At 41.1% G+C, this 26239-nt stretch carries 19 protein-coding genes and 1 riboswitch; of the genes, 7 read left to right on the top strand and 12 right to left on the bottom strand.

Features of this window, described 5'->3' with window-relative positions:
• Positions 1 to 25 precede the first annotated feature (25 nt).
• The gene (locus AC1RJ8_RS16695; protein ID WP_492954976.1) at positions 26 to 1426 is read left to right on the top strand and encodes a DUF6055 domain-containing protein; all 1401 of its coding nucleotides are present in this window, start codon (positions 26 to 28) and stop codon (positions 1424 to 1426) included.
• Between the two features lie 194 nt (positions 1427 to 1620).
• On the opposite strand, the gene AC1RJ8_RS16690 is transcribed toward AC1RJ8_RS16695, so the two are convergent.
• The 7 genes from AC1RJ8_RS16690 to AC1RJ8_RS16660 all read right to left on the bottom strand — a co-directional run bounded on the left by AC1RJ8_RS16690 (position 1621) and on the right by AC1RJ8_RS16660 (position 13502).
• A complete protein-coding gene (locus AC1RJ8_RS16690; RefSeq protein WP_492954975.1) occupies positions 1621 to 2175 on the bottom strand; it encodes a peroxiredoxin family protein in 555 nt (184 codons plus the stop codon).
• A 36-nt stretch (positions 2176 to 2211) separates the two neighbouring features.
• Complete coding sequence (locus AC1RJ8_RS16685; protein WP_492954974.1) at positions 2212 to 3744, bottom strand: RagB/SusD family nutrient uptake outer membrane protein; 1533 nt, start codon at positions 3742 to 3744, stop codon at positions 2212 to 2214.
• A 10-nt stretch (positions 3745 to 3754) separates the two neighbouring features.
• Complete coding sequence (locus AC1RJ8_RS16680) at positions 3755 to 6766, bottom strand: SusC/RagA family TonB-linked outer membrane protein (protein ID WP_492954973.1); 3012 nt, start codon at positions 6764 to 6766, stop codon at positions 3755 to 3757.
• Between the two features lie 15 nt (positions 6767 to 6781).
• Complete coding sequence (locus tag AC1RJ8_RS16675) at positions 6782 to 9004, bottom strand: transferrin receptor-like dimerization domain-containing protein (protein WP_492954972.1); 2223 nt, start codon at positions 9002 to 9004, stop codon at positions 6782 to 6784.
• Between the two features lie 76 nt (positions 9005 to 9080).
• Positions 9081 to 9185, bottom strand: a riboswitch (SAM riboswitch).
• A 579-nt stretch (positions 9186 to 9764) separates the two neighbouring features.
• Positions 9765 to 10943 carry a serine hydrolase domain-containing protein gene (locus tag AC1RJ8_RS16670; protein ID WP_492954971.1) on the bottom strand — a complete coding sequence of 393 codons (1179 nt, stop codon included), beginning with the start codon at positions 10941 to 10943 and terminating at the stop codon, positions 9765 to 9767.
• Positions 10944 to 11052: 109 nt separating this feature from the next.
• Entirely contained in the window at positions 11053 to 11607 is a 555-nt protein-coding gene (locus tag AC1RJ8_RS16665; protein ID WP_492954970.1) for a magnetosome magnetite crystal formation protein family, read from the bottom strand.
• Between the two features lie 494 nt (positions 11608 to 12101).
• Positions 12102 to 13502: a serine hydrolase domain-containing protein gene (locus AC1RJ8_RS16660; RefSeq protein WP_492954969.1), complete on the bottom strand. Its 1401-nt coding sequence runs from the start codon at positions 13500 to 13502 to the stop codon at positions 12102 to 12104.
• 57 nt (positions 13503 to 13559) lie between these two features.
• Between AC1RJ8_RS16660 and AC1RJ8_RS16655 the strand changes: the two genes are divergently transcribed.
• Positions 13560 to 15302 (top strand): histidine kinase, encoded by a 1743-nt coding sequence (locus AC1RJ8_RS16655; protein WP_492954968.1) that lies wholly within the window; start codon positions 13560 to 13562, stop codon positions 15300 to 15302.
• Between the two features lie 5 nt (positions 15303 to 15307).
• Positions 15308 to 16006 (top strand): LytR/AlgR family response regulator transcription factor, encoded by a 699-nt coding sequence (locus tag AC1RJ8_RS16650; RefSeq protein WP_492954967.1) that lies wholly within the window; start codon positions 15308 to 15310, stop codon positions 16004 to 16006.
• 98 nt (positions 16007 to 16104) lie between these two features.
• On the opposite strand, the gene AC1RJ8_RS16645 is transcribed toward AC1RJ8_RS16650, so the two are convergent.
• From AC1RJ8_RS16645 to AC1RJ8_RS16635, 3 genes are all read right to left on the bottom strand, one after another.
• Positions 16105 to 16644 (bottom strand): 6-phosphogluconolactonase, encoded by a 540-nt coding sequence (locus AC1RJ8_RS16645; protein ID WP_492954966.1) that lies wholly within the window; start codon positions 16642 to 16644, stop codon positions 16105 to 16107.
• Between the two features lie 474 nt (positions 16645 to 17118).
• Positions 17119 to 17385 (bottom strand): helix-turn-helix domain-containing protein, encoded by a 267-nt coding sequence (locus AC1RJ8_RS16640; RefSeq protein WP_492954965.1) that lies wholly within the window; start codon positions 17383 to 17385, stop codon positions 17119 to 17121.
• A 285-nt stretch (positions 17386 to 17670) separates the two neighbouring features.
• Entirely contained in the window at positions 17671 to 18819 is a 1149-nt protein-coding gene (locus tag AC1RJ8_RS16635; RefSeq protein WP_492954964.1) for a hypothetical protein, read from the bottom strand.
• Between the two features lie 541 nt (positions 18820 to 19360).
• Between AC1RJ8_RS16635 and AC1RJ8_RS16630 the strand changes: the two genes are divergently transcribed.
• Together AC1RJ8_RS16630 and AC1RJ8_RS16625 are read left to right on the top strand one after the other, a co-directional pair.
• The gene (locus AC1RJ8_RS16630) at positions 19361 to 20179 is read left to right on the top strand and encodes a sensor histidine kinase (RefSeq protein WP_492954963.1); all 819 of its coding nucleotides are present in this window, start codon (positions 19361 to 19363) and stop codon (positions 20177 to 20179) included.
• Positions 20176 to 20913 (top strand): LytR/AlgR family response regulator transcription factor, encoded by a 738-nt coding sequence (locus tag AC1RJ8_RS16625; protein WP_492954962.1) that lies wholly within the window; start codon positions 20176 to 20178, stop codon positions 20911 to 20913. The genes AC1RJ8_RS16630 and AC1RJ8_RS16625 overlap by 4 nt, the downstream gene beginning before the upstream one ends.
• On the opposite strand, the gene AC1RJ8_RS16620 is transcribed toward AC1RJ8_RS16625, so the two are convergent.
• A complete protein-coding gene (locus AC1RJ8_RS16620; RefSeq protein WP_492954961.1) occupies positions 20910 to 23924 on the bottom strand; it encodes a lantibiotic dehydratase in 3015 nt (1004 codons plus the stop codon). The two genes, AC1RJ8_RS16625 and AC1RJ8_RS16620, sit on opposite strands and share 4 nt — an antisense overlap.
• A gap of 89 nt (positions 23925 to 24013) precedes the next feature.
• On the opposite strand from AC1RJ8_RS16620, the gene AC1RJ8_RS16615 reads away from it, so the two are divergent.
• A complete protein-coding gene (locus AC1RJ8_RS16615; protein WP_492954960.1) occupies positions 24014 to 24493 on the top strand; it encodes a MauE/DoxX family redox-associated membrane protein in 480 nt (159 codons plus the stop codon).
• A gap of 62 nt (positions 24494 to 24555) precedes the next feature.
• A complete protein-coding gene (locus AC1RJ8_RS16610) occupies positions 24556 to 24804 on the top strand; it encodes a DUF6520 family protein (protein WP_492954959.1) in 249 nt (82 codons plus the stop codon).
• A 54-nt stretch (positions 24805 to 24858) separates the two neighbouring features.
• Here the strand turns inward: AC1RJ8_RS16610 and AC1RJ8_RS16605 are convergent, their stop codons facing one another.
• Positions 24859 to 26229 carry a RagB/SusD family nutrient uptake outer membrane protein gene (locus tag AC1RJ8_RS16605; protein ID WP_492954958.1) on the bottom strand — a complete coding sequence of 457 codons (1371 nt, stop codon included), beginning with the start codon at positions 26227 to 26229 and terminating at the stop codon, positions 24859 to 24861.
• Positions 26230 to 26239: the final 10 nt, after the last annotated feature.

Here is a 26239-nt window from a genome sequence, read left to right as displayed (position 1 = left end):
ACTTTTACTCACATAAACCATATAAATGTTCGGACATAAAAAACACGCTACCAATACCACGAAACCTTTGTGTAACCTTGGATTATTAACGGCTATAATGATGTGTATTTACCCAAATGTAGCCAGCTGTCAAACTGTTGAAAACACAAGTACGGTACCTAAAAAGAAACGCTACATTCCTGGAGAAGTATATATGGTTCCAAAAGGGAATGATTTTAATCTAGATGACAGTGAGTTTAGTAATAAAAGAATGATTGAATCAAACAATATCGCCATTTTTTGGTCGAAGGAATTTGGCAATGATCTTTCTAAAAATGCTGATCCGGCATTGCGTTTAAATATGAAACAGGTTATCACAGAGTGTGATCGCTTTTACAACTTTTATGTAGACAGTTTAGGTTTTGTAAATAAAGGACAATCAGTAACCGACAAATACAAACTTCTAATTTTTATATTCAAAGGTAAAGAAGGAACTGCTTTTGGAGGTGGTGAAGAAAACAAGATTGGCATCGCATGGACTCCTCTGTCCCGCATTAGCAAAACTCCATTTGGCGCATTGGCGCACGAAATCGGTCATTCCTTTCAGTATCTGGTTCATGCAGATGGCGCATGGGCATTTACTGATGCTGCAGAAGGTAGCCATGGTCAGGCCATTTTCGAAATGACTTCGCAATTTATGCTCTGGCATGTATATCCCGAATGGATGACTTTTGAAAACTACCATCTACAGGCCTATTACAAAAAAACACATTATGCTTTTTTGCATGAAACAAATCAATATCACTCGCCGTATGTGCTTGAGTATTGGGCAAATAAACACGGCATTAAATTTATAGGAAAATTGTGGCAACAAGCTTTAAAGGGCGATGATCCGGTTATGACTTATAAAAGGATTACGGGTACGAGCCAGCAAAAATTTAACGATGAAATGCATCAGGCAGCAACTAAATTCATTACCTGGGATTTAGATCAGGCTAAAAAAGCATCCAAATCTTATTCAAACCAGCATGTAACCGTTTTGGATTCGCTGGCGGATGGATGGCTTCGGGTATCGCCAATTAATTGCCCACAAAATTATGGTTATAACGGCATTAAATTAATTACACCTAAAGCCGGAACGGTAATTACACTTGCTTTTAATGGTCTAGCTGGCGCCGATGGTTTCAGAAAAATAAATCTTCAGTATGCAGGCTGGAGGTATAGTTTTCTTGCAGTTAAAAAAGGCGGAGAACGAGTTTATGGAAAAATAGAATCTAATCCGAAAGGATTTGCGAAATTCATTGTACCTAAAGAAACCGAATATTTATGGCTTATTGTAAGTGGTGCGCCAACAACACATTGGGAACATATTACAGATGGAAAAGATGAGAACGATGAACAATGGCCCTATAAAATTAAACTATCTTATACTACTGTTGCAAAATAATTATTAATTGATTTAGTTAATTAAGCAGGGATTTTTCATTCCCTGCTTTTTATTTTATACTGCAAACACCCACTTTATATGGCTTTACATTTTTCTGCAAGCCATAAAGCTTCCGCTTCACTTAAATCTGGGGATAGAAAGAGAAGAGGCTGTTTTCTTTTGAAGAAACAGCCTCTCCAAATTAAACAAAATTCTTACTTACTTGTCTTTTCAGTTAATTCTTTAATGTTTTTAACCAGAAGACTAAATTCTTCCTTATCATACAATCTGGTCAAAAACCTGATATAACCATCCCTGTCGATTACTACATTACGTGTTACGCCCGCTTTTTTATCGGCAAATTTCTGGAAGATTTTAGCCCCAGGATCTAAGGCCAATGGATAGGTGATATTCATATCTTTGTGAAATTTCTGTACCACATCTAAGGGTTCATCCCGGTCAACACCGATCAATATCACATCTTTATCTTTATAGGCCTGCCAGATATCCTTTTCTAAATAGGGCATTTCTTCACGGCACACTTTACACCACGCAGCGGTGAACTGTAGGATGACGATTTTTCCTTTCAATTCTTTTAACGTGGTTTTCTTTCCGTCATGGAGAACAAGTTCAAAATCATCAGGAGCCTTATCCCCTACTTTTACCAGATAACCTCTGCTATCGGCATTTGGGTTTTCGAATTTTGGTTGTTGCGCAAATCCACTTAGTGTAAGCAAAACTGCGGCTAAGGTTAATAGTTTAATTTTCATAATATTTAGTTTCTAAAGGGTGATAATATTGTTTCGTTATTTTTCAGCAGCTTTCCAGCCTTCATCAGGCGCGGTGGCGACTTCGCCATATTTTCCTTTTTCTCCGAAGTAGGCGTTGCCACCAAAAGTATAAACGGGCTGTTTTACCAGATCGAGCTGAAGTTGCGGCAAAGGATATTCTGTCGGCGTACCGCCTACGAGCAAATTGTTCCTGCGCATAAACGTAAACGGCAGAAATGCACCACCAGCGCCATCTATTTCAATGGCATATTCATAATGCAATTGCTTTCTCAAATCAGCTTGGTTGGCGGCAACATCAGGAAGCGTTCCTACGGCTTTTCTTGCAGCTGCCGGATCATTTAGTATGGCAGCTGCGCCAGCGTAATCCTTCAGCCAAAATTTGGATTCAGCCTTTAGTAGCCTGATCTCCTCGGCCAGGAAATAAGGATTAACAGCACCTGGTGAGTTTAGCGTGTTGGCTGTATTATACCATCTTTTTCGGTACCAATTGGTAAAAAGTCCACGTCCACGCGATTCGATAAATATTCCAAAACTTGTCGTGTATCCAAAATAACCATCGAAACGTTTATCGTTGCTGCTAATGTTGGGTAATATTCCGGTTAAAGGGTAAAACTTAGGGGTATTTCCGGTTTTATCGGCCAAATAGGCGATTTTAAGATCTGGTGGCAACCAACCAGAACCATCTGAGTTACGCTGCAATAAATTGGTCAATAACTGATTATAATACCCCCCTGTTACCGTAGTGATTACAAAATCGGTGGTAAATCCTTTTTCGGCATAAGCCAAAACTTTGCTCCATTGTACATCGCCAATTTTTTCAGCTTCGGTTTTATCACGTGCCTCAGAAGATAAAATCCTTGCAGCCATCGAATTGGCCAGTTTAATAAAATCTGCTTTACTGAATGTTTTTCCACTGAGGAAATCAAATTTAAACTGCGCATTTGCTTCAGCCAGCGCTATAGATTTGTCAATCAGCTTGATTCCGTTCGCAATTAAGGCCTTGTACGAATCCGGGAAATCTTTCGTGCTCAAGTTCACGTCATCCACAATAATGCCACGGTCGAAAATAACACCAAGATAGCCTTGGGCTATGCCTTTGGCATAATAGGCGGCTATAAGGCAATCCTGCGTTCTATCTGCCCCCTGTGTATCGTAAATCTTTTTACCCTGCTTTTCAATAATATCCAACGCCAGGGTAGCATCTAAATTGGCCTGATAAAAGTTATTGTAAAAAGTATTCCAGGTAACTGCGCCACGGTAAGAAGTGTTGTTGTTGAGCCTTAAGCGTGGTTCATTCGCAAAATCCCACCAGGAAGAGTTCCCATTGGTATTGGTGGTCTGATCGGCCAAAAGACTAAAATGCGTACCCGATGCACTTGTTGAAGTGCTAAAAACAGTTTGTACACTACTTGTGGTTAATTTTAGCCCCAAATCTTTGATCTGTTCGATAGCTTCCTGATTAGTAAGCGTTGTTGGGTTATCAAAATCGGTTTTTTTGCAGCCGCTAAGGCTTAAGGCAATAAGAGATATGTAGAATATATTTTTCATTTTCTGTTCGTTAAAAGTTTAGCGTAAGTTTTGCGCTGTAAATGCGGTAGTTTGGATAATCGTAAAAATCCTGATTGCCCTCTGGCGTTACTCCGGTAAAGGATGTCCAGGTGTATAGGTTACGGCCAACAAGCGCTAAGCGGGCATTACTTAAAACACGGTTTATTCCTATGGCTTTTAGCGGCAACTTATAGCTTAACGAAAGTTCTCTTAACGAAACATAACTGCTGTTCTGCAACCAGTAGTCGGTGGTTTGCTGGGCATTAAAAACTGCTGTAGTAAAAGCAAGCGGCAAACCAGCCTGTGCAGCCTGATCAGAAAATGGAGAACGGTATTGATAGGTAAGGTATTGCTGCGTTTCATTATATTTCTGTCCACCTTGTTTCCAATCCAAAACAGCATAAAGAGACAATGGACCGATATTGAAAGTATTTGAAAAACCGACAATAAAATCGGGCTGTGCATCTCCGATAATCTTCGAATTACCAGTAGCTGCATTTTGGTATAACAAAGGCGTTTCGGCTGCAGTACCTTGCTGGCTTTTCAAAACCACAAACCCCAATTGGTTAACAGCAAAATCGCTCAGCTTGTAAATTCCACCTGCTGCATTGGTAACCAGCCCCTGTGCATTGGTTTCCAATTGATCGAGACCTGTTAGCACACTGTAACCATAAAAGGCAAAAGGACTAACCCCAGGTGCTTTTCTAAAATCGCCATCTGTAAACTCAGGCACGTCGCCCAAAGAGGTAATCTTACTTCTAATCCTGCTAAAGGTAATTCCGGTATTCCAGGTAAAGGCATTTTTGGTGATCACATTGCCATTGATTTCGAGTTCGAGCGAGTTCGATTTTACAGCGCCCAAATTCCCGTAAATTCTTGCCGAGCCTGTAGTTGGTGGAAAAGCCGGAACGAGGATAAAATCGTTTATACTTTTCGAAAAAGCATAATTGGCCTGAACATTAATCCGTTTAAACAACTGGGCATCAATACCAAACTCAAGCTCAGAGGTGATGGCCCTTTTAAGATCTGTATTTTCACGTTGATTATAGCTTACGCCGCCAGAACTGGATAAGGAAACCTGACTATCCTTAGCACCAAAGGGAGGCAAACTTCCGGCCTTACCATAGGCTACCCTCAGTTTTAATTCGTTAATGATACCCAATTTCACATCTTCTGTTAAACGGTATGCGGTAGATACCCTTGGAAAAAACGCTGTTCCAACGTCAGCACCAAACCTGGAACTGTTATCCAAGCGGCCTAGTACATCGACAAAAATCTTTTCTTTCCAAGCGGCTTTTAAGTTTAAAAAGTAACCGTAGTTAACTGTTTGTTCCCAGGTAGAGCCAATGCTTCTACTATCGGCAGATGCAGCTCCTAAACTTTTAACCGGTGCGCTTAGATTATAGCCAGAGCCAGATAATGAAGTAAACCTGTTTTCTTCGTATACCGCCTTTAGCGTTGCTCCGAAATCGAAATCGTTGAATTTATTGTTATAGTTTAGCTGGGCCTGACCATTTTTGGAAGTGGTTTTTGATGTCTGTTCGCCATAATAACCATTGTTGCGGGTAATGTCGGCAGAGATTGTCTGAAAGCCAATCGGATAATAATCTGTTTCATTGTAGTTTTCATTCTGTATAGAAGTGTATACCTCCGCATTCAACTTATCGGTAAACTGGTATTTCACTTTTATTCCGGCAAGCAAATTATCACTGTTGTTTTCATATTCACGGTAACTCAGTTGGTAAAAAGGGTTGTTCACATTGAAGTTCTGGATATCAAAACCATAGGGTTTAAAAGCATATTTCCCGGAAGCATCGCGCTCCTGCAGATTGATGAAAGGTTCGTAAAGTGAAGTAGCATACAACAATGAACCGCTACCACTTGATGAGATAGATGAAGAAGGCGTTTTGTTGTTAAAGTATTGCAGGCTTAGGTTAATTTCTAAGTTTTTATCCGGTTTATAGCCAAAATTAAATAAGGCAGTCTGTCTTTTATCGGCTCCTACAGGTTCTGCAACCCCACCTTTATATTGGTTTTGAAAAGAGGCATACAACGTATATTTATCGCCTGCAGTTGATGCAGAAACAAAATTTGTAAAATACGGATTGTTGTTTAACATATTCGCCACATTATCGTATACATTTGGATATGGGTGAAGGTTAAGGGAATAACCGTTAGCTTGTACATCGATTGTCCTGGCGTTGCCATTAAGCACAAACGAGCCATCGGCATTAACCTTAAAATGGTGGAACTGAGCGGTTGGCGGCGTATTTTGCACATTGCTTAAGCCAAATTCATTGTCGACAATAATATTTACCTTTCCAGTACCTTTTCCTTTTTTGGTGAGCACCTGGATAATTCCACCTTCACCCCTGGTACCATAAAGGGCCGAAGCCGCTGCACCTTTAACCACTTCAATCGACTCTATATCCTGTGGATTTAAGTCAGACAGGTTTAATGCTGTTACAAAGCCATCCACCACCAAAAGCGGCGCAATATTGCCCGATACCGATTTAGCGCCACGCAGATAAACTGTTGCCCCCGAATTACCAGAAGATTGGCTGATCTGGATCCCTGCAACTTTTCCTCTTAAAGTTTGAGAGGCATCTGTTGCCGGAACGGTATTAATCTGATCGTTATTCACTTTTGTTAGCGCAAAGGTCAGCTTTTTACGACTGGTACCTTCGGCAACGCCAGTAACCACCACATCAGATAAAAGATGGACATCTTCTTTCAATTCCACATTAATTTCCGATCGGTTATTGATGGCTACAACCTGCTCTAGATAGCCCTGAAAATGAATAATGATACTATCAGCTTTTTGAGATATGTTTAAATTAAATTCTCCTTTACCATTGGTACTGGTGCCGATTTTCGTGCCTTTTAACTTTATGGTGGCACCAATAAGCGGCTGCTTATCTTTACTGTCGGTAATCTTACCGCGAATGGTATTTTGAGCAAAAGCCTGCATACTGCTAAGCAAAACAAAGCAGACTATCAACTGGGTAAAAAATAGTTTCATGTTTAGGGATTATAATTAAGGATGATTGGTTTGGTTGAGAAATTGAGTGAGTTTTAAGATGGAGGCTGTTAACACGAGAATTTGTTCCTGTACTTCTTTTGCATGATACTGCTCAATGGCTTCTCTCACACCTGGGAGGGTTTTAACGCCATAACCGGTATATAAACCAGGGGCATAAATGCTATGTCTATACCACGGTCGCCCTGGTAAACCTGCTTGTAGAAGCAATTGTTTTTCAGCCTGAAAAAGTAAGGTATTCAGTTGGTCAGTTTTAGTATCCGAAGCAAGTGCAGCGGTTACGGTCTGACTAAGTTTTGATGAGACTGCTTTTAAACTATCTACTGCTAAGTTCAGTGCTTTAAAATCAAATTCAGATAATTCGACCTGTACAGGAGGATTTTTCAAGTTTTCTTTAGGATCGTTGGCAAGCTGATAAGCACCGTTTGAAATGAGCTTATTCTGGCTTTGCGCACCTTCCCGGAGCTGCTTTGCCAATGTACTTACTTCAGTAACGTAAGTCGCTATTTTAGCCTGAAGATTAGAAAAGTTGAACGGAAGTACATCTGCATTGGCCAAACGCAATACCGCCCTGCCAGCTGTTTGCGATAGGGCCAATCCGTATTCAAAACCCGGATCTTTAAACTTCACAAAGTTGTCGTAAGTATCGAAATTGGTATGGTACTCCCCTCCTTCATCCTCACCACCGAAGCCAAGGCTTAAAGTAGGGATACCAAGGTGCTGTAAAAATGCAGAATAATCAGATCCTGTACCTAGCGCACCCAGATCAAGCGTTTGGCTGTCCTGTATTTTCTTACGTTCGGTAAGCGAGGCTGTAGAAATGGCTTTATTGGCTTTCCAGCGTTCAAAAATATTAGAACCCACCTGAGGGTCTTTTACATCTTTTGAAATTTCAGAAACAAAATTTTCTAAAGCATGCGAGCCGCCTGCTTCTAAAAAGCCACGGCCATTGCCATCCGAATTGATGTAGGCAACCGCTTTACTGTTTAACTCGTCTGCATGGTCTTCTACCCATTCTGTAGAACCTAAAAGCGATTGTTCTTCTCCATCCCAGGCAATATAAACAAGTGTTCGTTTAGGTTTTATACCTGCCTTTGCCAATTTTCCGATAGATTTTGCTTCTTCTAATAAAGAGGCTAATCCACTTACCGGATCTGCAGCGCCATTTACCCAGGCATCGTGGTGATTACCGCGGATGATCCACTGATTTTTAAATTTACTTCCCTCAAGTTTTGCTACAACATTGTATGCTGGCACAATATCCCAGTTAAAAGCCAGGTTTAAACGAACCACGGTACTTCCATCGCCAATGTGGTAGGTAACGGGCAAGCCGCCGCTCCAATCGGTAGGTACTACCTGACCTTTAAGTGCAGCAAGCAATGGCAAAGCATCATGATAACTGATAGGCTGAACCGGAATTTTAAGAATCGTTTTGGCATCGCCCCGCTCCAACCTTTTGGCATCCTTTGTAGAACCGATTCCAGGGGTCAATGGATCACCGGGATAAATTACCATATCCATTACCGATCCCCGTTGAACAGCAAATTCTGGCTTGTAAGCACCCTGTGGATATACATCGCCTTTCACAAAGCCATCATCTTTTGGATCCGAATAAATGATACAGCCCACCGCACCATGTTCGTAAGCTATTTTAGGTTTAGTGCCCCGCCACGACCTGCCATATTTTGCAATAACAATCTTGCCTTTTACGCTGATGCCTAAACGCTCCAACTTTTCATAATCAGCTGGCAGACCATAATTTACAAAAACAAGGCCTGCACTTACATCGCCATCGGCACTCCAGGCATTGTAAGGAGGCAACTGCCCTTGCTGTGCGGTTGCTAAATCTTCCTTAACAGCCTTTTCTTCAAGCGAGGCGCTGTATTTGTTGCTTCCTAAAAATTCTACCGATCGGGTTTTAGGTGTTGGAAATAAAACATAATAAGTCTCTATTTTTGCATCCCAGCCATAGCTTTTAAACTTTTTCAGTACAGATTCTGCTACCGTTTTACTGCCCTTAGCGCCCAAGTGATGGGGGTTGGCAGAAAGCTCTTTTATGGTCGCCCCTATATTTTCTTTATTAAGCCCAGCATCAAATTTCTGCTCAATATCTCGCTGTAGCGGAATGTTTTGAATTTTAAATCCACTCAGTTTTTCCTGCGCCAATAAAGGAAGCCAGAGCAATTGAATAGCCGTGAAAAAGGTAAAAGTTTTCTTCATTTTCTGATTTTTTAGGAGTTCTTTACCAGAAAAACTTTGAGCGACCTCAAAATAATTAGCATGCGGATGCATAACCAACTTATCTTCTCCACCCTTGGGCAGAAAGGAATTAGCACCTTTTACAAGTGTATAGGTTCCTCAGACGTCTTAGGGCCCTTCCCTCAGTCTTTCTGGATAAGTATTATATAATGATGCAAAACTAGAAATAATAATCTAGTATTCCTATAGGATTTGTATTATTTATTTCGATGGCATGTTTGTGAAAAAAAATATACCAGGGCATTTTAGCAGGTTTTTTGGCCAACGTGTGTATTTCGGTGAAAGTTGACTCCTCTGTTTCGGGCCAAACTGGCCACCAATTTGATTACCGGACCATGCACATCTAAGTTCCTTTCCCTCTGAACAGGTGGTCACTTTAAAGCGAAATGGCGCGACAGTTTAAATGCAGAAAGGACGTACACACCAGCAAAATCATGCAAATATCCGCTGTAAAAGACTTAGTCAGGCGGGGTTCAAATTTGCAAAGGAGATATACCTTAAAAATAATTAAATGTATTGTTGGCTAAAAAATAAAAAAAGCCATTCAATCCTGAGTAGGCTAGTTTAAATAAAAAGTGTCCCCTATCATAGGGATTCGTAGATATATTAAATTTCCATTTCAAAATGTCGCTGAATCTAAATTGAAAAAACGGATGTTTTAGATAGGATAATTTTAACAGTTTCATTGTAAGGATTGCAACTCTTCTTTTTAATTATCAGGTTATTTCACAACTTCCTCCTTGGCCGGCTCGCCCAAATGACCAAGCCATCTCAGCGGCGAATAGGTATCACCGATGCAAATTTTTAAAATTTGGGCGTTGGCTTTTTCAAAATTTTCACTGTTGCTCAGTAAAATTACAGCGATTCCAGCTTTAGGAAAAGCTACAGCATAATTCTGGTTAGCATCACCATGCCCGGTATGGAAAAAGGCCCGTCCAAAAGCCGACTTGAATGTACCAATGCCCAGCCCCCATGATAACCCGATAGCATTATTTTCATTTGTAATGCTGTCTTTCAAAGGACCAAACCCCCGTTTACTTTTCACCGGGACCTGTGCACGAAGCATCTCATGATAACCTGATCTGGATAAACCGTTTTCTTTCATTAGGTTGATCATAAACCGAGCATAATCTTCGGCTGTTGTTGACATCGAACCTGCAGCACGGCTACTCTCCCGTCTTTCAGAGCCATATTTCTTTCCGTCTTTGAAGTAAGCATAAGAAAAATTGTTTTCAAAGGATTTTTCCCAGATCATACTGGTGTATTCCATCCTTAGTGGAATAAAAACTTCTTCACGTGCGATAATTTCGAGTTTCTTTCCCGTTAACTCTTCAATCATAAATCCCAATAGATTAATGCCCTCATTGGAATAATAGAACTTTTCACCAGGTTTGGCAATAAGATTAACTTTGTTGCCATACAGCTGGCGTAAAACGGGCAAACCAGAACTATGACTTAACAGCATCCTGGGCGTGATCAGATTAAATGATGCGGTGTCATCTCCAAGATCTTTCCATTTTGGATACTCAGCTATCGGTTTTTTAAGATACAGGTGGACTGGCCTGTCAAGACTGAATATTCCCTTTTCCACCAAACGCATAAAAATATATGCACTTACCGGTTTAGTTAGTGAAGCGGCGTACATGACGGTACTGTCATCCAGCTTCCTTTTATTTTCAAGATCCTTAAAACCAAAACTGGAAGAATAGACGATATTGTTATCGTTAACGATCGCTACCTGAAGCCCCGCAATCTTAACACTGTCAACCAGACGTGATAACTGCTCTTCTAAAACTTGGGCTGTTATCTTTTTTCCGTTCAGTTGTTTAACCTGAATATTGTTTTGTGCAAATAGTGGTAGCATGTAAATCCAGCATGCCAGCGTTAATAGTTTTTTCATCTTGAAAGTATTTAAGCAATGCAAATTTAACCGTAAATAGCGATGATTACCTAAGACACTTTCACGACAGGTTCACGTCATTTTGATCTGGAAGGCATATTTTGATGCCTCACCTCAGAAATTTAAAGGTTAAAGGATAGAGCGCCTTTTGCTTGTTAATTGTCCTGAAAATATTAATAAGGCTCATCACTAGCGTATAAAAATAGATTAATAATACCAGGGGGAAACCGACAGGAAACAAAAAGATTATTAAGAAAATCGCTGGAACAAAAGCAATCGACATGGTAAGCTGAAAGTTTACAACCAACCTTCCTTCAATGTCATAAATTAACTGCCCATCTTTTTTAAAAAACCAAAAAAGACCAGGGAGAATGATATTAAGAATAGGAAAGCAAAGTCCTAACAGCGCCAAAAGGTGAAATAATACAATCATTTTATCTCCTCTAACTTTCTGCTGAATGGGTAACAGCGCTTGATCTTCAACCAAGTGCTGCGCTTCGATACCTAGCGCATCAGCGAGCATTTTTATTGTAGCCAGATGCGCTTCAACCTTACCACTTTCGATACGCTGGATAGTCCTGGTGCTTACCCCTGAAACTGATGAGAGCTGTTCCTGACTAAGGCCGCCCTTACGCCTGTAATAAGCTAATTTAGAAGTACTCATTCCCAAAAATAATGAATTGAAGCATCTTAGATTGGTGGATTGGACAAAAAATCATAATCATTTAATCGAGACGCATTTGCTGCAAAAGCTAAGATCATTTATAAATAATTAAATAATTTATTTAAGTAAACGCTCAATTTTTTTGATTACCAGCACTTTTTTAATTAGAAAGACTGCCATAGATAATAATGGCTATGTTTACGCTCGCAGGTTCGGGAAGAATCTAATAAGGAAGCTGGTGGAGCTTTTCATGGCGGCAGGAATTTGAAATGAGGAATGTTCTACCCCATATATTTATGCCAAACAATTAAAGTCAACACCGTACAAATCATTCAACACGACATAGAGGCTGCAGTCTCTCATATATTCCTGCCACAAAATTAATTCTGTTAGTCAAAACCTTTTTCTGAATTTTCGATGCCTCAATAAGGGGATTAACCTAAATAAAAGATTTATTTCCATAAGTTATTAAGACAGTGAAGGAAGGCCATTTTTTATTCCATTTTTTGAAGCGAAGCCAATTCGTTTGCAGCATTTTTATTTCCGTTATCCAGTGCCACAGCCTTTTGAAAAAATTCTATCGCTTTCGATCGTTCCCCCAGTTTCACCAGAGCCCCAGCCATAAGCTCATACCCATATGAAAGATCTTTTGCAGGAGCAGGTACTAAAACAGCCATTTCAAAAATGCTCACCGCATCCTTATGGCGTCCACGGCGCTGGAGGTACTTACCTAAGCTGATCAAGTCCCCAGTTTCAAATGAAAAATCAAAGTTTTCCTGCTGTTCTGTTTTAAGTTTTTCGTAATAGCTCATTCCTAAACCGAAATCCGACAGTACCTTCTCCCTCACGGCCAGATAAACAGACCGTTTTGGAACAACTACGGGCCAGTGATCAAATGATGAAATAATTGCGGATTTCAAACCATGCACCTTCATTTGCTGTTGATTGGTCATCATTACAATAATTAGCTCGTCTTTGAGCGAATGGTATATCAGTGCTTCGAAATTACTATTTGATCCCTGATGCTGGTGCCAGGAAAGTTTATTGCCCTCAAACCCTACAGCGCCCAAACTGCTTTCTCCTCCTGGGAAATTTATGGCAAGGGAACGGTATGATTCTTCATTAATCAGTTTAAATCCATCCACAGCTGCTACCCATTTACAAAGATCAGCTGTAGTAAGACGCACCCACCCGGTCATTCCCTGCAGATAAGGTGTAGGATGTCCCATAACATCAAAAGCCTTAGCCATTTTTTTGCCATTGGATGGATAGTCCACTATCGCACTATTCATTCCGAGCGGTCTGAAAATATATTTATGTATAAAATCTGCATACCGCATTCCACTGGCCTTTTCAATAACCCTCATCTGAAGAAAAACATTATAGTGGTTATAGATATAACCTGTCCCCGGTTCAAAACTCAAATGTTGAAGTCCTTTCAGGTTTTTCCATATAGCCTGCTCGGTTTCCAAGGCCAAAGGATCGAAAAGCGGGATACCTGAAGTATAATTGATTAGATTTCTGACCTTCACTTTTTTTGACCAATCTGGAAGGCTATCGATAAATTTAGACAGCGGATCATCCAAGTCAAGCTGGTTATGCTCCTTGCATATCATGATAGCAACACCATTAAATTCTTTGCTTACCGAACCGATATCAAATAACATCGCCGCATTGAGCTTAGTCTTCAATAAGGGATCCGCATATCCAATACTAGAAGAATAGATGGTCTTACCGTTTTTAGTTACGATAATGTTTCCGTTGAATACCCCCCTATTGGCTGCGAGGTTCATTACAGAATCTATACGTTTAGTTATATTTTCCTGGGCCAGGACATTATTAAAGGTGACTAGTATCAGCAAGCCGATAGCTGCCAAGGTTATAGCTTTGTTCATGGGATTATTTTTTAGACAATTATACCTGTCCTTCTGCCGGCGGTCAACAGATAACTTGTGAACGTCATTTCCGCCATTCGAACGACAGAAAAAAAACAGGACAAAGAATTATCTTTGGATATGCATCCGTTTAAATATCTCATTGGTATCATTTCTATTTTTGTCATCCTGCTAACACCAGCCTGTAGGCAGGATTCCATCCGCCCTAAAAAGATCAGACTGAAAACCGGAAATAAAAGTGAATGGTTGGGACCGAAAACCGATGACAGTGCCTGGGAAATGGCAAACGGTACAGATGCGAAGGGAAACTTTATAGTACGTTTCCATTTTAAACTGTCAAATGACCTTCGGAAATCATTCCCGCTTGCGGTGAACATTGTGGCATTAGGATCATATGATGCCTTTTGGGACAATAATAAAATCGGCAGCAGTGGAAAGATCGGAAATAATATTAAAGAAGAAATCCCAGGCTACCATAGTATGGTCCTTCCTATCCCTGACTCGCTAGCCAAAGCTGGAAAGCATGTGCTAGCCCTGCGGATATCCAATTTTCATTATCAGCGGAAGTATTCCTTCTTCAATGCCAGAATTGAAAGTTACCGCCAGCTCATGAGGTTCCCAATGTTAATGGCCCTTTTAATGGCTGTCCTCGCAGGTTGTTTCCTTACAGGATCGATATATTATTTGTTCCTCTTTGTGCAGCACAAAAACGAAAAACCCTACCTATTTCTTGCGTTTATCTGCCTACTTTTCCTTTCCTTATTAGTATGTGAATACTTGCCTATTTTATGGGCTTACCCTTATACTTTCCAGCTGACAAGATTAGAAATTATCGGTATGCTGGCAACAGTTATTGCCTTTCTGATCCCCTCTTTTCTCAATAGGATGTTTGCGACCTTTAGTAACTGGCCATTCGACCTTGTTTTGTCCATAACACTTATCAGTGTTTTCATCTTCAATCACGGACATTATGACCTAAGTGCGCAGTTAATGGGATTGGTTATGGCCACGGGCAGTTTAGCTGTATCATCATTTGCAATCAAAAAAAAGAAAAAAGGAGCCTGGCTGATATTGATTGCAATTATTTTGGGGTTGGCAGTTTCGTGGTTTCTTTATTATGACTACAGTCTTTATATAGCCTTCGGGCTGTTGTTATTGGCAATGCTTTACCTATTGAGCGAACGCTCGAAGGCTATGGAAACAGCTTACCGCAGAAGCCTGGTAGTTTCCGAACGTTTAAAAACCGACCTTCTAAAAAAAAGCATACAGCCTCATTTTATCATGAATACCTTAACAGCTCTTCTCGAACTTATTGAAAGTTCTCCTGATCTGGGAAAAAAAATGATATTGGACCTTTCCTCCGAATTCGAAATTCTATGCTCAATAGCCGAAAAATCTTTAATACCATTGGCAACCGAAATCTCCCTGTGCAAGCACCATATGGAAATTATGCAGATGAGAAAAGGAATCGACTACCGATGGGAAAGCATCGGAATAGATAATGGTGAATATCTTCCGCCTGCTATTATCCATACACTACTGGAGAATGGCATTACCCACAGTAAGCCTTTAGAGGATGGAACAGTGAGATTTCGCCTGGAATATGAACAGACACCGAAAGAAAAAATCTATCGTTTCCAAACTCAGGCCGTCAATCGGGCAAAAAGAAAACTAAGCTATAACGGCATGGGGTTTTACTATATCGAAGCGAGGTTACGTGAGGCTTATGCTGAAAAATGGGAGTTAAATTATGGCCCCGGGGAAAACGGCTGGACTACAACAATCAAGTTACATAAATGAGAATATTGGCAATAGAAGATGAGGCAATAATAGCCACGCGGATCGAACGCATGGTAAGAGAAATCCTTGGAAAAAAACTGACCTCTTATATAAAAATTGAAGAGCTGAACGAAGCAAAGGTTTTTCTTGCGTCGAACCCTATTGATCTATTGCTTCTAGACCTTAACCTAAATGGAGAAAACGGCTTCGATATCCTAGCGGAAATCACCTCCGGGGCTTTTCACACAATTATCATCTCAGCCTACAAAGACCGTGCAATAGAGGCTTTTGAATTCGGTGTACTTGACTTTATACCTAAATCCTTTGAACAGAACAGGCTGGCACTGGCATTGTCAAGGTCACTGGGAGAATCAGCAACTGCACATTCCCCGAAATATCTGCAGGTCAAACAAAAAGGAAAGGTGCTGATGATTAGGGTTAGCGATGTGATTTACTTCAAGGGCTCTGGCATCTATTCAGAAATCCATACGATAAACGGCGATATATTTCTTCATGACAAATCACTTGAAAAACTCAACCAACTACTTTCCTCTTCTTTTGAGCGTATCCATAAATCGTATCTGGTGGATACTGGATTCATAAAAGGAATCATTTACAAAGAAGGTGGAAGTGTTGCTGCTGAGTTAACTAATGGGATAGAATTACCTATTGGGAGAACGAGATATCCAGCCTTAAAGCTGAGATTTAATGATACCAAACTGTAACAGATAAGTTTTTCCCGATTTTCGACCACGTTGACGGAGCGTTTTCAACATGACTCCTCTATTAGGTTTAGTCCAGCCATTTTAAAAAGCCTGTGTATTTAAAGAATATGTTTCGCACTATTTGTGTCCAGAAAGACAACTGTTCCGCGGTGTGTTCTCAACACAGTTGATGGGAACGCGGTATCGATTGGCCGAGTAAGTGTATTGAGTACGGCCTGCGCTTTTGTCTCTCCGGGAACTACACAATTAATCACTTCGGCGCCCATCAGGACGGGAATTGTTAGCGTAAGGGCCCTTAGGGGTACCTCGCCCAATGTTGCAAAACATCTATCATTTACCTGTTGTTGTCTACAGGCGAGATCCAGTTCAACAACCTTAACTTTTTTGCTATCGTTAAAATCAGCCACAGGCGGATCGTTAAAGGCCAGGTGTCCATTCTCTCCTATTCCCATGCAAACGATATCAATCGGATAGTCTACCAAAAGCTGTGAGTAGCGATGGCATTCTTCTTCAATATTGGCAACATTTCCATTAAGGTAATGAACGGATTTAAAGTTAAATTTATCAAAGATCCTTTCTTTTAAGAAGTTCCCGAAACGTTGGGGCGCATTTTCGCCGAGATTGATGTACTCGTCCATGTGAAAGGCATTAATGTTTTGCTAAACAATAATTCATCCGTCAACTGTTTTACTTTCTTAACTTTTTATTCCTCAAAAAACGATCCTGCGATTAATCAAATGATAAAATCCTATGAAGTTACCTGATTAAATGTTTTTACATTTGCCAAATCCTACCGAACTAAAACATGAAAACTTCAAGTAACGCAAATGACAAGTACTTGCTCTACGAAATTTCGAAGGGTAACCGATCAGCGTTCGATATTATTTATACTGTCCGACCAACAGATAAGTCCCGGGAGATAATTTATAATTATCTATCCGTTACGTCAGGATCAACATATTAGTTCTCTTGAGGCTAATTAGAATCCATTTGAATAAGGTTTTCTTCCAATGAATATGCTTATTAAATAAGTGAAATCTAAACGAATAGGATCAGCAAGACAAATGCCCTGAGTTTTTTTATTGCTGTCTGCTCATTTTTACTAAATGTTTTCACTTAGCGGATTCATCAAACCCATCACTAAAGAACTCAGCAAGGGTAATATCCAATGCTGAAAGCACTTTCAACAAAGATGAAAAATACAAATCTTCCCCATTTTCATAGCGCCAGAGCTGCGTACGGTTAAGGTCATGTTTAAAGGCAAATTTTTCATAGTTCCTTTCCCCTTTCGCTTCCCTGAGGGAACGAATCCGTGCACCAAGCAATTTCAAAACTTCCTTTATATGCTCGCTCTCCTCTTCGTTTTTGGCTCTACTCATAACGTAAAGTAAACCAAAATGATGCGCGAGAGGTACTCTTAAAAAGAAACAGCACAATAGATACATCTTATTAGAAACAAAAAATGTATCTTTATAATACGTCATGTAACTAAAATATGGAAATTGAGGAATTATTACAGACCCCTATTAACAGACTTGGTTTTAGTACTGAATTCTGTAAAGCTTGTACTTCAATGCATTTCAGTACATTGAACGACATCACATCTCTTTTGCCTGAACGACTGATCAATAAAAAAGGGTTTAGCTATAACTGGCTGGGTGAACTCAGCGCATACTTAGATAAGAGAGGACTGTTGCATTTATTGCAACGGCCATAGGAAAAAAATTACGGTTGATCCGCAGTACCATACGCTGTAACAGATCCCGCACGCGTGCAGCGGTATGCTGGTCAATACTATAAAATTCTTTGCTCAGGCTTCCTGGGGAAATAACGACCTGTCTTTTGCTTTGAAAATAACCAGCAAAACATTTAAAAATGGACTGAAGGTTCTGAGTGGCAAAAACACTCTCTTCATAAAGTAATCGGATCAGGCAGGACAGGTGCGCAACTGACATTTCCAATGGTATTTTTGAGACTGTGACTTCGCTCACCTTACTCAAAGATTTCTCTGCCAACCAAATTTCTTCCTGAAGCCAGTCTCCAAGCATGGTTTTTATTGAAGGCCATGAGGGATCATATGTTATGTTTTTCACTTCAGGAACAGATGTCACCATAGCCTTTTGATGATATAGATAATTTATTTTGTCGCCTAAACAAATAAAAGCATCCAACTTTTCACAGATTTTCCCTTGTCGGTAAACAAAAAAAGAAAGATGATTAAAATTCACACTGTAAAGAAAAAAATGGAGATGGTTTTCTGCTTCTCCCGAAAGTATATCAATCAAAGCCATTTGCTCGATGACATAATTAAAATAGCCTATTGTACGAAAAGAATACTGCCTTGCGTTACTGTGTCTTGACATCTCATCTACCCAATTTAAGATTAAAGTTTTAAATCCCGGGTCTATTTTAGCGTTTTTGAGGTTTGTGATCACCACTTGAATATCTGCGCCTGATTGTTTAACTAAGCGTTGATGATAAGCTACAGGCGCCATAGCATCTCGATTAAAATAATTCGAAAAATATTGCTTTAAATCGTCAAGCAGTAATATAAGATGGTCTTGTAGTTTGTTTGAAATTTCAATATCTGGCATTTTACAAAGGGTATCCGAAATTTTCAGGATACCCTCAAGCTGATAATAAAAATAACGCCTTAAGCTTTTATCAGAAATCTGCGAGAAAGCAGTCATTTTCCATGCTTCAAAAAGTTGTTGAGATTTTGATTGGAAAGTCGATTCTACTGCAATATCGTTACCTGAATTTCCCCAGGCAGACAGCAGTTCCTCGATATCATGTAGTTCATTTCTAAGCATCAGGTGTAATCAATCCAATACCTTTGTAACTAATTTTTCAACAAATGGGTACTGGTTATGCTAGTGGTAATACTAGTCGTATCAGTATCAGGATTTTTGAACTTACCGGGAATTGGATTAAAATTGTTTACTGTGAGAATTTTTTTCTCTGGAAGTTTAATTGAATTTTTCATGATTTTCTATTTTTTATATTAAATTAAGACATTGTGAAGTTGCAAAGATCTTTATTACAGATTCATACAGTTTTGGAGTAAAAAAAGCGTTCATAGCACAGAATATGTTAAAATTAGCAGTAACAAAATTTTCAAAAAAATCTTTTCTAATACACGTTATCTGCTGGGCACTGTTCATCACCTATGAACTGACAATGGTCCATATTGCCTTAGGAACTTTAGAAAAACCCTATGTTTATTTATTCTTTTACCCTATTAACATTTCATTTTTTTATCTCTTTGCTGCACTATTGAGTTATGTTTTCCAAGAGAGGAAACCTAAATATTTCAAAGGTATTGCAGGTTGCCTCGTATTGCTCAGCCTATACATGATAACTAAATCGGTTGCTGATTATTTGGTCAATAGTTCGCCTGCTAATCAGTCCAATTCCATCATTTATGTAGAAGGTTTCCTGCAGCGAAATATCATGAGAGCATTATACTTCTCAATTTTGGCAATGTTTTATTGGTCGGCTGGTCGCATTGCTTTTCTTAAAAGACAGACGCTAGAGGCGGAAAAGCGGCAATTAATTATTGAAAAAGAAAAAGCAGAGCTGGAAACCCAACTTACCAAATCGCGTAATGCTTATCTGCAACAACAAATCAACCCGCACATGCTTTTCAATGCACTTAATTTTGTTTACAACAGCACACAAAAGTATTCCGATGATGCCGCTCAGTGTATCTGGTTGTTGTCGGAGATTATGCGGTTCAGCCTCGAAGAAGCAGGTCCAGATGGAAAAATCAAACTGGATAGAGAAGTTGAGCAGATTGAAAACCTCATCGAGATCAACCGCTACCGGTTTAAAGAACCGCTATACCTTAAGCTGGAAATGCACGGTGATTTCGGTCGCTACAAAATAATTCCGCTTATTTTGCTTACGCTGACAGAAAACCTGTTTAAGCATGGAAATTTGACCGAAATTACCTCGCCGGCTGTACTGAAGTTAACAACAAACGAGACCGGACAATTAACTTTTTATAGCAGGAACCTAAAAAAATCAAAGAACGGACATCCCCGTCAGCGAAAGGCACTGGGGCTACAAAACATCCGGCTCCGCATGGATTCATTTTATAAAGACAACTATAAACTGGAAATCAAAGAATCTGGCGAATTTTACGAACTCACTTTAACCCTTAAATTATGAGCTTAAACTGCTATATCATTGATGATGAATATCATTCAATTGAAGTACTGGATAAGTACATCAATCAAACCCCAGGCCTCGAACTGGTTGGCAGCTCCACCAACCCGCTTTTAGCGCTGGAAGAATTATGCAATATCCTGACACCCGATATTGTTCTGTTAGATGTAGATATGCCGCAACTTAACGGCCTTGATGTGGCAGACCTTATAGGTTCAGCGAGTAACATTATTTTCACAACCTCCTACCGCGAGTATGCACCAGAAGCATTTGAAAAAGATGCAGTAGATTACCTGCTAAAGCCCATCAATTACGCCAGGTTTTTAAAGGCAGTTACCAGAGTACGCTCAAACCTCACCAGTCAGGCAAATCAAACCGCTGCTGCCCCCTTCTTTTTCGTCAAAAGCAACATTAAAGGAAAATTTAACCGGATCACCATCGCGGAAATCCTTTATATTGAAAACATAGGCAACTACATCATCATCCATATGAATGACGAAAAAGTTACCACCTACCTGACTTTAGCGGAAGTCCTTTCCAAGCTGCCTCTTGAAGGTTTTTCCAGGATCCATCAGTCTTATATCGTCAACCATGCAGCTATTCATTCGTTGGAATACGCCCAGGTAAGACTGAGCGGTGAACTGAGTATTCCGATTGGAGCGACTTTCCGCACCGCCTTCCGGGAAAAAATCCAGCCTGCTTTACTTATCAGTAAAAGGGACAAAAGTGATCGTTAGACTGAAGTCCTTTCGCGGGCCAAACGTGAGCCGACATACTTTTGCAGGCAATAGTAAACGAGCAACTCTTGTTGCCTTTGTCTAACGGAAAAAGTCCGGTTCAGTTGCATATGCACCAGGTCTGCCAAAAGCTCCATTCTTTTATCATTTGAATAGCTGCTTGTAAGCCCGTCTAAAACAGACATCTGCTTTAATAGCGGTAAAAGATGCTTCGATAATGCTTTACCTTCCAACAAGTCCGCTATCATTAATTTCTTCTCGCGGTACTTTTCATCCATTGCGACCTTCAGCGGTTTATCTGCCCTGAACTCTGCCATAAACTGATCCGTGACCTTACGAAGGTAATCCAGGGAATCAACCGGAGAATTAAAAAAGCAGCTGATCATGCGACAGGCAGTCAGCAAGGCCAGTTCAAACTCACTAAGTTGGAAGGAATTGTTCCCCTTTAAAGTTAGCGCAAGGACAGTAAGACGGCTTCCCGCGCAAAAAAGTTCCTCAATAGGTGAGATGAGATCGGCCCCATAACGTTCGATTTCCCTCCGGTAGGTATCTCCCTGAAAATCCCTGATGAGTTTATCATGTCCGGATGATTCAATTTTTTTACGCAAGGCCACGAGTATCTCGCCAAGATCATTTTCCTCCGCCTGTATACGCAGACGCAGGTGATAGCCTTTATCGCTGTAGCGGATGAAAAACCACTTTTTTATCCGCTTTTTCTGCCCTCTAATGAACGGGAAAATCACTTTGGCAAGGATCTCGTCCGAGGCGCGCGGAATGCAAAAAATTTTAAGGTAAAGCCAGTTACTCCCCATTAAAAAGTCGCGTTGTTTTTCGCCGTTAACAGTGGCACTTTCCTTTTTTGAAGGTTTATAAATATTATTCTCGTGGGCAAGAAAAGCAATCATTTGCCCCGCAAGTGGCTTTTTACCGGACAGGATGGAACGGTCTGGCAATAAATATTCCTGAATGGTTATCCGCTTTAAACCGGCAATGCACTGCAGAAAAAAACTTGCCTCGGTGGAATTGGCCAGATCAAAAACCAATTGCTGGTCTGTTGCCCCTATGGTGATGTGCCGGGGCAGATGGTGCTTTCTGCGAAAACCATCCAGGGTCTTATTAGGATTAGCATTGTCCCCAACCGTTAAAAGCGCTATGTCCGATTCCTTAAAATTCCATTTCGCCAGACAGAGGATCACCCTTCCGTAGCAGACCCGTGGATAAAAAGTAAGGCCCGGAAAAAAATTTTCCAAACTAAATGAAAGTCCTGCCTGTACACCCTGGAACTGCAGGTCACACAACAGCCGGAATACCGGCGAATGGTTATTTCGAAAGTTATAGGCGGTCGCCAGACGGGGAATTACTCTTTTGTTTAGCTTGGAAGATTCTAATATCAATTCACCACCTTTAAGGGAAAGCATGAGTTCGCCTGGCAGTACCAGGTTTTCAGGCGGCTGCGAAGGAAATACGTTCAGCGGTATCTCGTGTGAATAAATGGGTTTGCGACGGTTGATATTGTCAACATGGCTATCAGATTGCTGGGCAATGTCTGCAAAAACAAGTTCCGGGTTTGCGGTAGTTTCCTTTAGAGCAAGCTCGCAGCATAACTGGTAAACCGGATCGCTAAAGCATGAAAACCTTCCAATCAGCGAAGCGGCAGTTACACCGCCCGAACTTTCGATGATCAGGTGCTCACCGGTCGAGCGGTACATGAGCGCCTGCGTCTGTGGCAAAGGCAATATTGCCTTTTTATAATTTTCCAGTTTAATCAAATCATCTTCGCTGATCTGAAGGGGCGACCATGGATCGCGAAGGGTGTCCCCTATCCAAAGTTTGAAGATAAACTGCTGGGAGGCATGCCATCCAAGGGTCCTGTTTTCATCTTCCGGCTCAGGGAAAGGAATGTTTTCCAGGATATCGTGGTCAGGCATAGATGGCTCCATCTCGCCATAATGCAGTCCTCCATCGGGATCTAATGCCAGCAGTAAAGGCACCCTTTCCTGATCAAAGCGGGCACGGAAATCACGGATAAAACGCGACAGATCAGCAGGCTGCTCAGCATTTGCCAATAATTGCAGAAGATGGACCGCTTTTGACAGCTCTTCCTGTTCAGCGCTATCTGGTCCCTCGCTTTTGTTCGGCCTTTCCAGCGCTGCATAAAATGGCTGGCCAACAGGCTTTGTTTCCTGTGCAATTTTCCCGATTTCCCTGGCCAAAGCGGACAGGGATGCTTCACCCGATAAAGGTATCATTGCGTAATTTTTCCAAAAGCCGTTCCAGCCAGGTAAGCTAAGGAAGCTCTCCATAACCTCATTACTGATCACTTTGCCCTGTCTATCATTGAAAACCGCTCCGGCGTCAAACAGAAACTGGATATATTCTTCCGCTTCCACATCTGAGCACTCACCGCACTCCATAATCCACCTCAAGAGAATATTTTTTGAAACCTTTTTTGACGATAAAAATGAAAACAGCTGTATATTAAATTTTACGGCTGCAATCCCTTCCAGGGAAAAGCCAAACCGCCCCTTATCATCTAACGATGATTTGGTGTAGCGGAAAACATCATTAAACCGGTACAGCGCAGGGTTGACTATTAATCCTTCTGACAGATCAGCCTCCGCCCTGTTCTTCAGTTTCCTTAAAAATTCCTGGTCGGGCAATAAATGAAGGATCGACTCATCACTTCCGGCAAGCCTAACCTGGCCGCCGCTTCCCCATTGGAGTAAGGTGAAGGAGGAAAAACTCCCAAATGGAGTTGGTCGGAAGCACATCCGGTTATAATACTTATAAAGGCTATGTTTTTCCTTATCCGATAGTTTATCGAAATCAAATTCCTTTTTTTCAAGTAAAGCAAAAAACGCTGCGCTCGCCAAAAAAACGGCATTGCGAAAAGCCTGTTCCTGCAACACTTCCGGCAACCGCGAGAGATCATAGCCGGTAAAGCTATAGTACGGTGCCCTTAAAAACACCTGCGGTAAAAACCGGTACATCATTGACTTACTTTCTTTCATCTCTTCATCGCTTTAAAGGGTATAATACCCATCTCATACTGTTTTGGCTTTTCTATTCGCCCTTAATTTGTTTTTATAATTCTTTTACCATGAAGGCAATTTTTAAATCATCCATTCCGTCATTGCTCGTACTGCTATTTGTATATGCTGCATTCAGTAAGCTCTTTACTTTTTCAGATTTTGACCAGCAGCTTCACAACCAATCTTTTCCCAGTTGGCTTGCTGATTTCCTATTGTATTTTTTGATCCCTGCAGAAATTATCACTGCGCTGCTGCTATGTTTCAAGCGAACCATTATATCCGGTCTGCTATTTTCATCTGTACTGCTGCTGGCCTTCACAGGCTATATTGCCATGGTCATGCTCCATTTCTGGGACAGGGTTCCCTGTTCATGTGGGGGCATTCTAAACCAAATGGGCTGGGCTGCACATCTAATATTCAATAGTTTCTTTCTGATACTAAACCTTCTCGCTTTGTACATCTATACTTTCGAACCGAAGGAGTTAAATACGGTCAACACCGTGACCAAAAGCCAAACAGGGCAAGCTGAAAACCTGCGAACAGAGTAAGCATCATTTATTCACTAAAGTTTTTCTGAATGTTTTTTGATGTAATAAAGCATTCGTTTCCTATGAAAAGGATCAAATTAAACTTTGCTGCTATCGCATTCCTACTTGGAACAGGCGTAGCAGTAGCATCTACTGCCCAAAAAGCCAATGTTAAATGGGGTTTCAATGGTACCTCCTATGAGTTGGCAGGCGAAGATTATGGCTGCGAACCCTCTGATAAGATCTGTACCCGCACCTATCCAGAAGGCCAAAATCCCAATCTCAATCCAGACGGATATCTTTCCCAAGAACTTGGCAATTTTGCACAGTAGCATTTGATTAACCTTTTGAACCAGCAACCGGCATCGCGCCGGTTGCTTTTTTATTTACCGCTCATTCTGCGCAATCCCGGTAGCAACGATCTCTTCAGCCGGAATTGGGAGCACATAACGTTTATCTCCCGGGTTTAACGTATATACCTGACCTGAAACCGTCCGGACTATAGGTTTTGCAAAGCGCGGGTCTTTATTGAGCCGTTTGAGGTCTCCCCAACGAAGTCCCCGGAAAGTAAGTTCCTTACGTCTTTCCAAAAGAATAATTTTTAGGGCGCCCTCTGCATCGGCGGCAGTAAAGGGCTGGTAAGTTCCCTTGGCCCATCGCGTGACCAGCAGGGTATTCAATTCTTTCATGGCCTCGGCAAAACTGCCCTTCCTGGCCAGTGATTCTGCGCGGATCAGATACAATTCATCCACAGCCAGGCCACCAAACAGCTGCAGGCGGGAGCTCCCATAACGCCCTTTGAAATAGAAAGGCGCGCTGCCCGCGAAGAATATGCTTTTTCGCAGGTCCTTATCAACATAAAGTTGGTATAATTCATCAGCAACCGTTGCTCTGGTCGAGGAGGTAAATCCGTATGGAATGAGCTTATCATAGAATATTACCTCAGGATTGTCGGCTGCAGGAGAAGACGGAAATGGATTGGTCACGGTCGGGCTGATGGTATTGTAATCCAGCAGGTAATGGTTGAGCGCGAGCGCGGCTGCCGCGTATTTATCCGCCAGTTCATAATTTTCCATGTTCAGGTACACCCTGGCCAATAGTGCATCTGCTGCAGCCTTTGATGGACGGCTTTTGAACTGGGTCGTTTGTGGCAATAACTTTTCTGCCTCGAGCAGGTCACCTGTAATTTGGTCATATACCTGCTGCACGGAAGCCCGTCCCATCTTCGCATTCACATCTGCAGTGAGGCGCAGGGCTATCCCCATATCCACCGCTGACGTGTTCTTGTCATATGTTTTGGAAAACAACTGCACCAAATTATAAAAAGCAAAGGCCCGGTGAAAAAGGGCGCTTCCTTTTGTGCTGTTCCACTCGGTGTCCGCTCCCACAGCCCCTTCAAGGTCCTGTAGGCCATCCAATATGATATTAGCATAAAAGATCTGTTGATAAGGAAGGTTCCAGTCTATACAGGATTCATTTTGATAGAGGTCTGCAGCCCACAAGTAGCTGTTTTTCTGGACCACGGTTGTAAATCCAGCCACTGCGGCATCTGTGGCGTAGAAGTCATCAGCTGAAATTTCCTGCAGGGCTGGGCTGATATTAAATATAGCCAGGTTATCCATCAAGGCATTAAAATCTTCAAGGGTTGTTGGAATGAGCAGCGCCTTATCAGGTTTTTTGTCCAGAAATTCCTTCTGGCAGGAACTAAAAAGCAGGACGGACAGCAAAAGGCACATCAGCATAAATAACGGTTTCATAATATTCAGT

The organism is Pedobacter sp. GW822-FHT03F06 (assembly GCF_058801365.1).
Note: the sequence above shows the minus strand (reverse complement) of the source record. Positions and strands in the feature narration are given on the sequence as shown.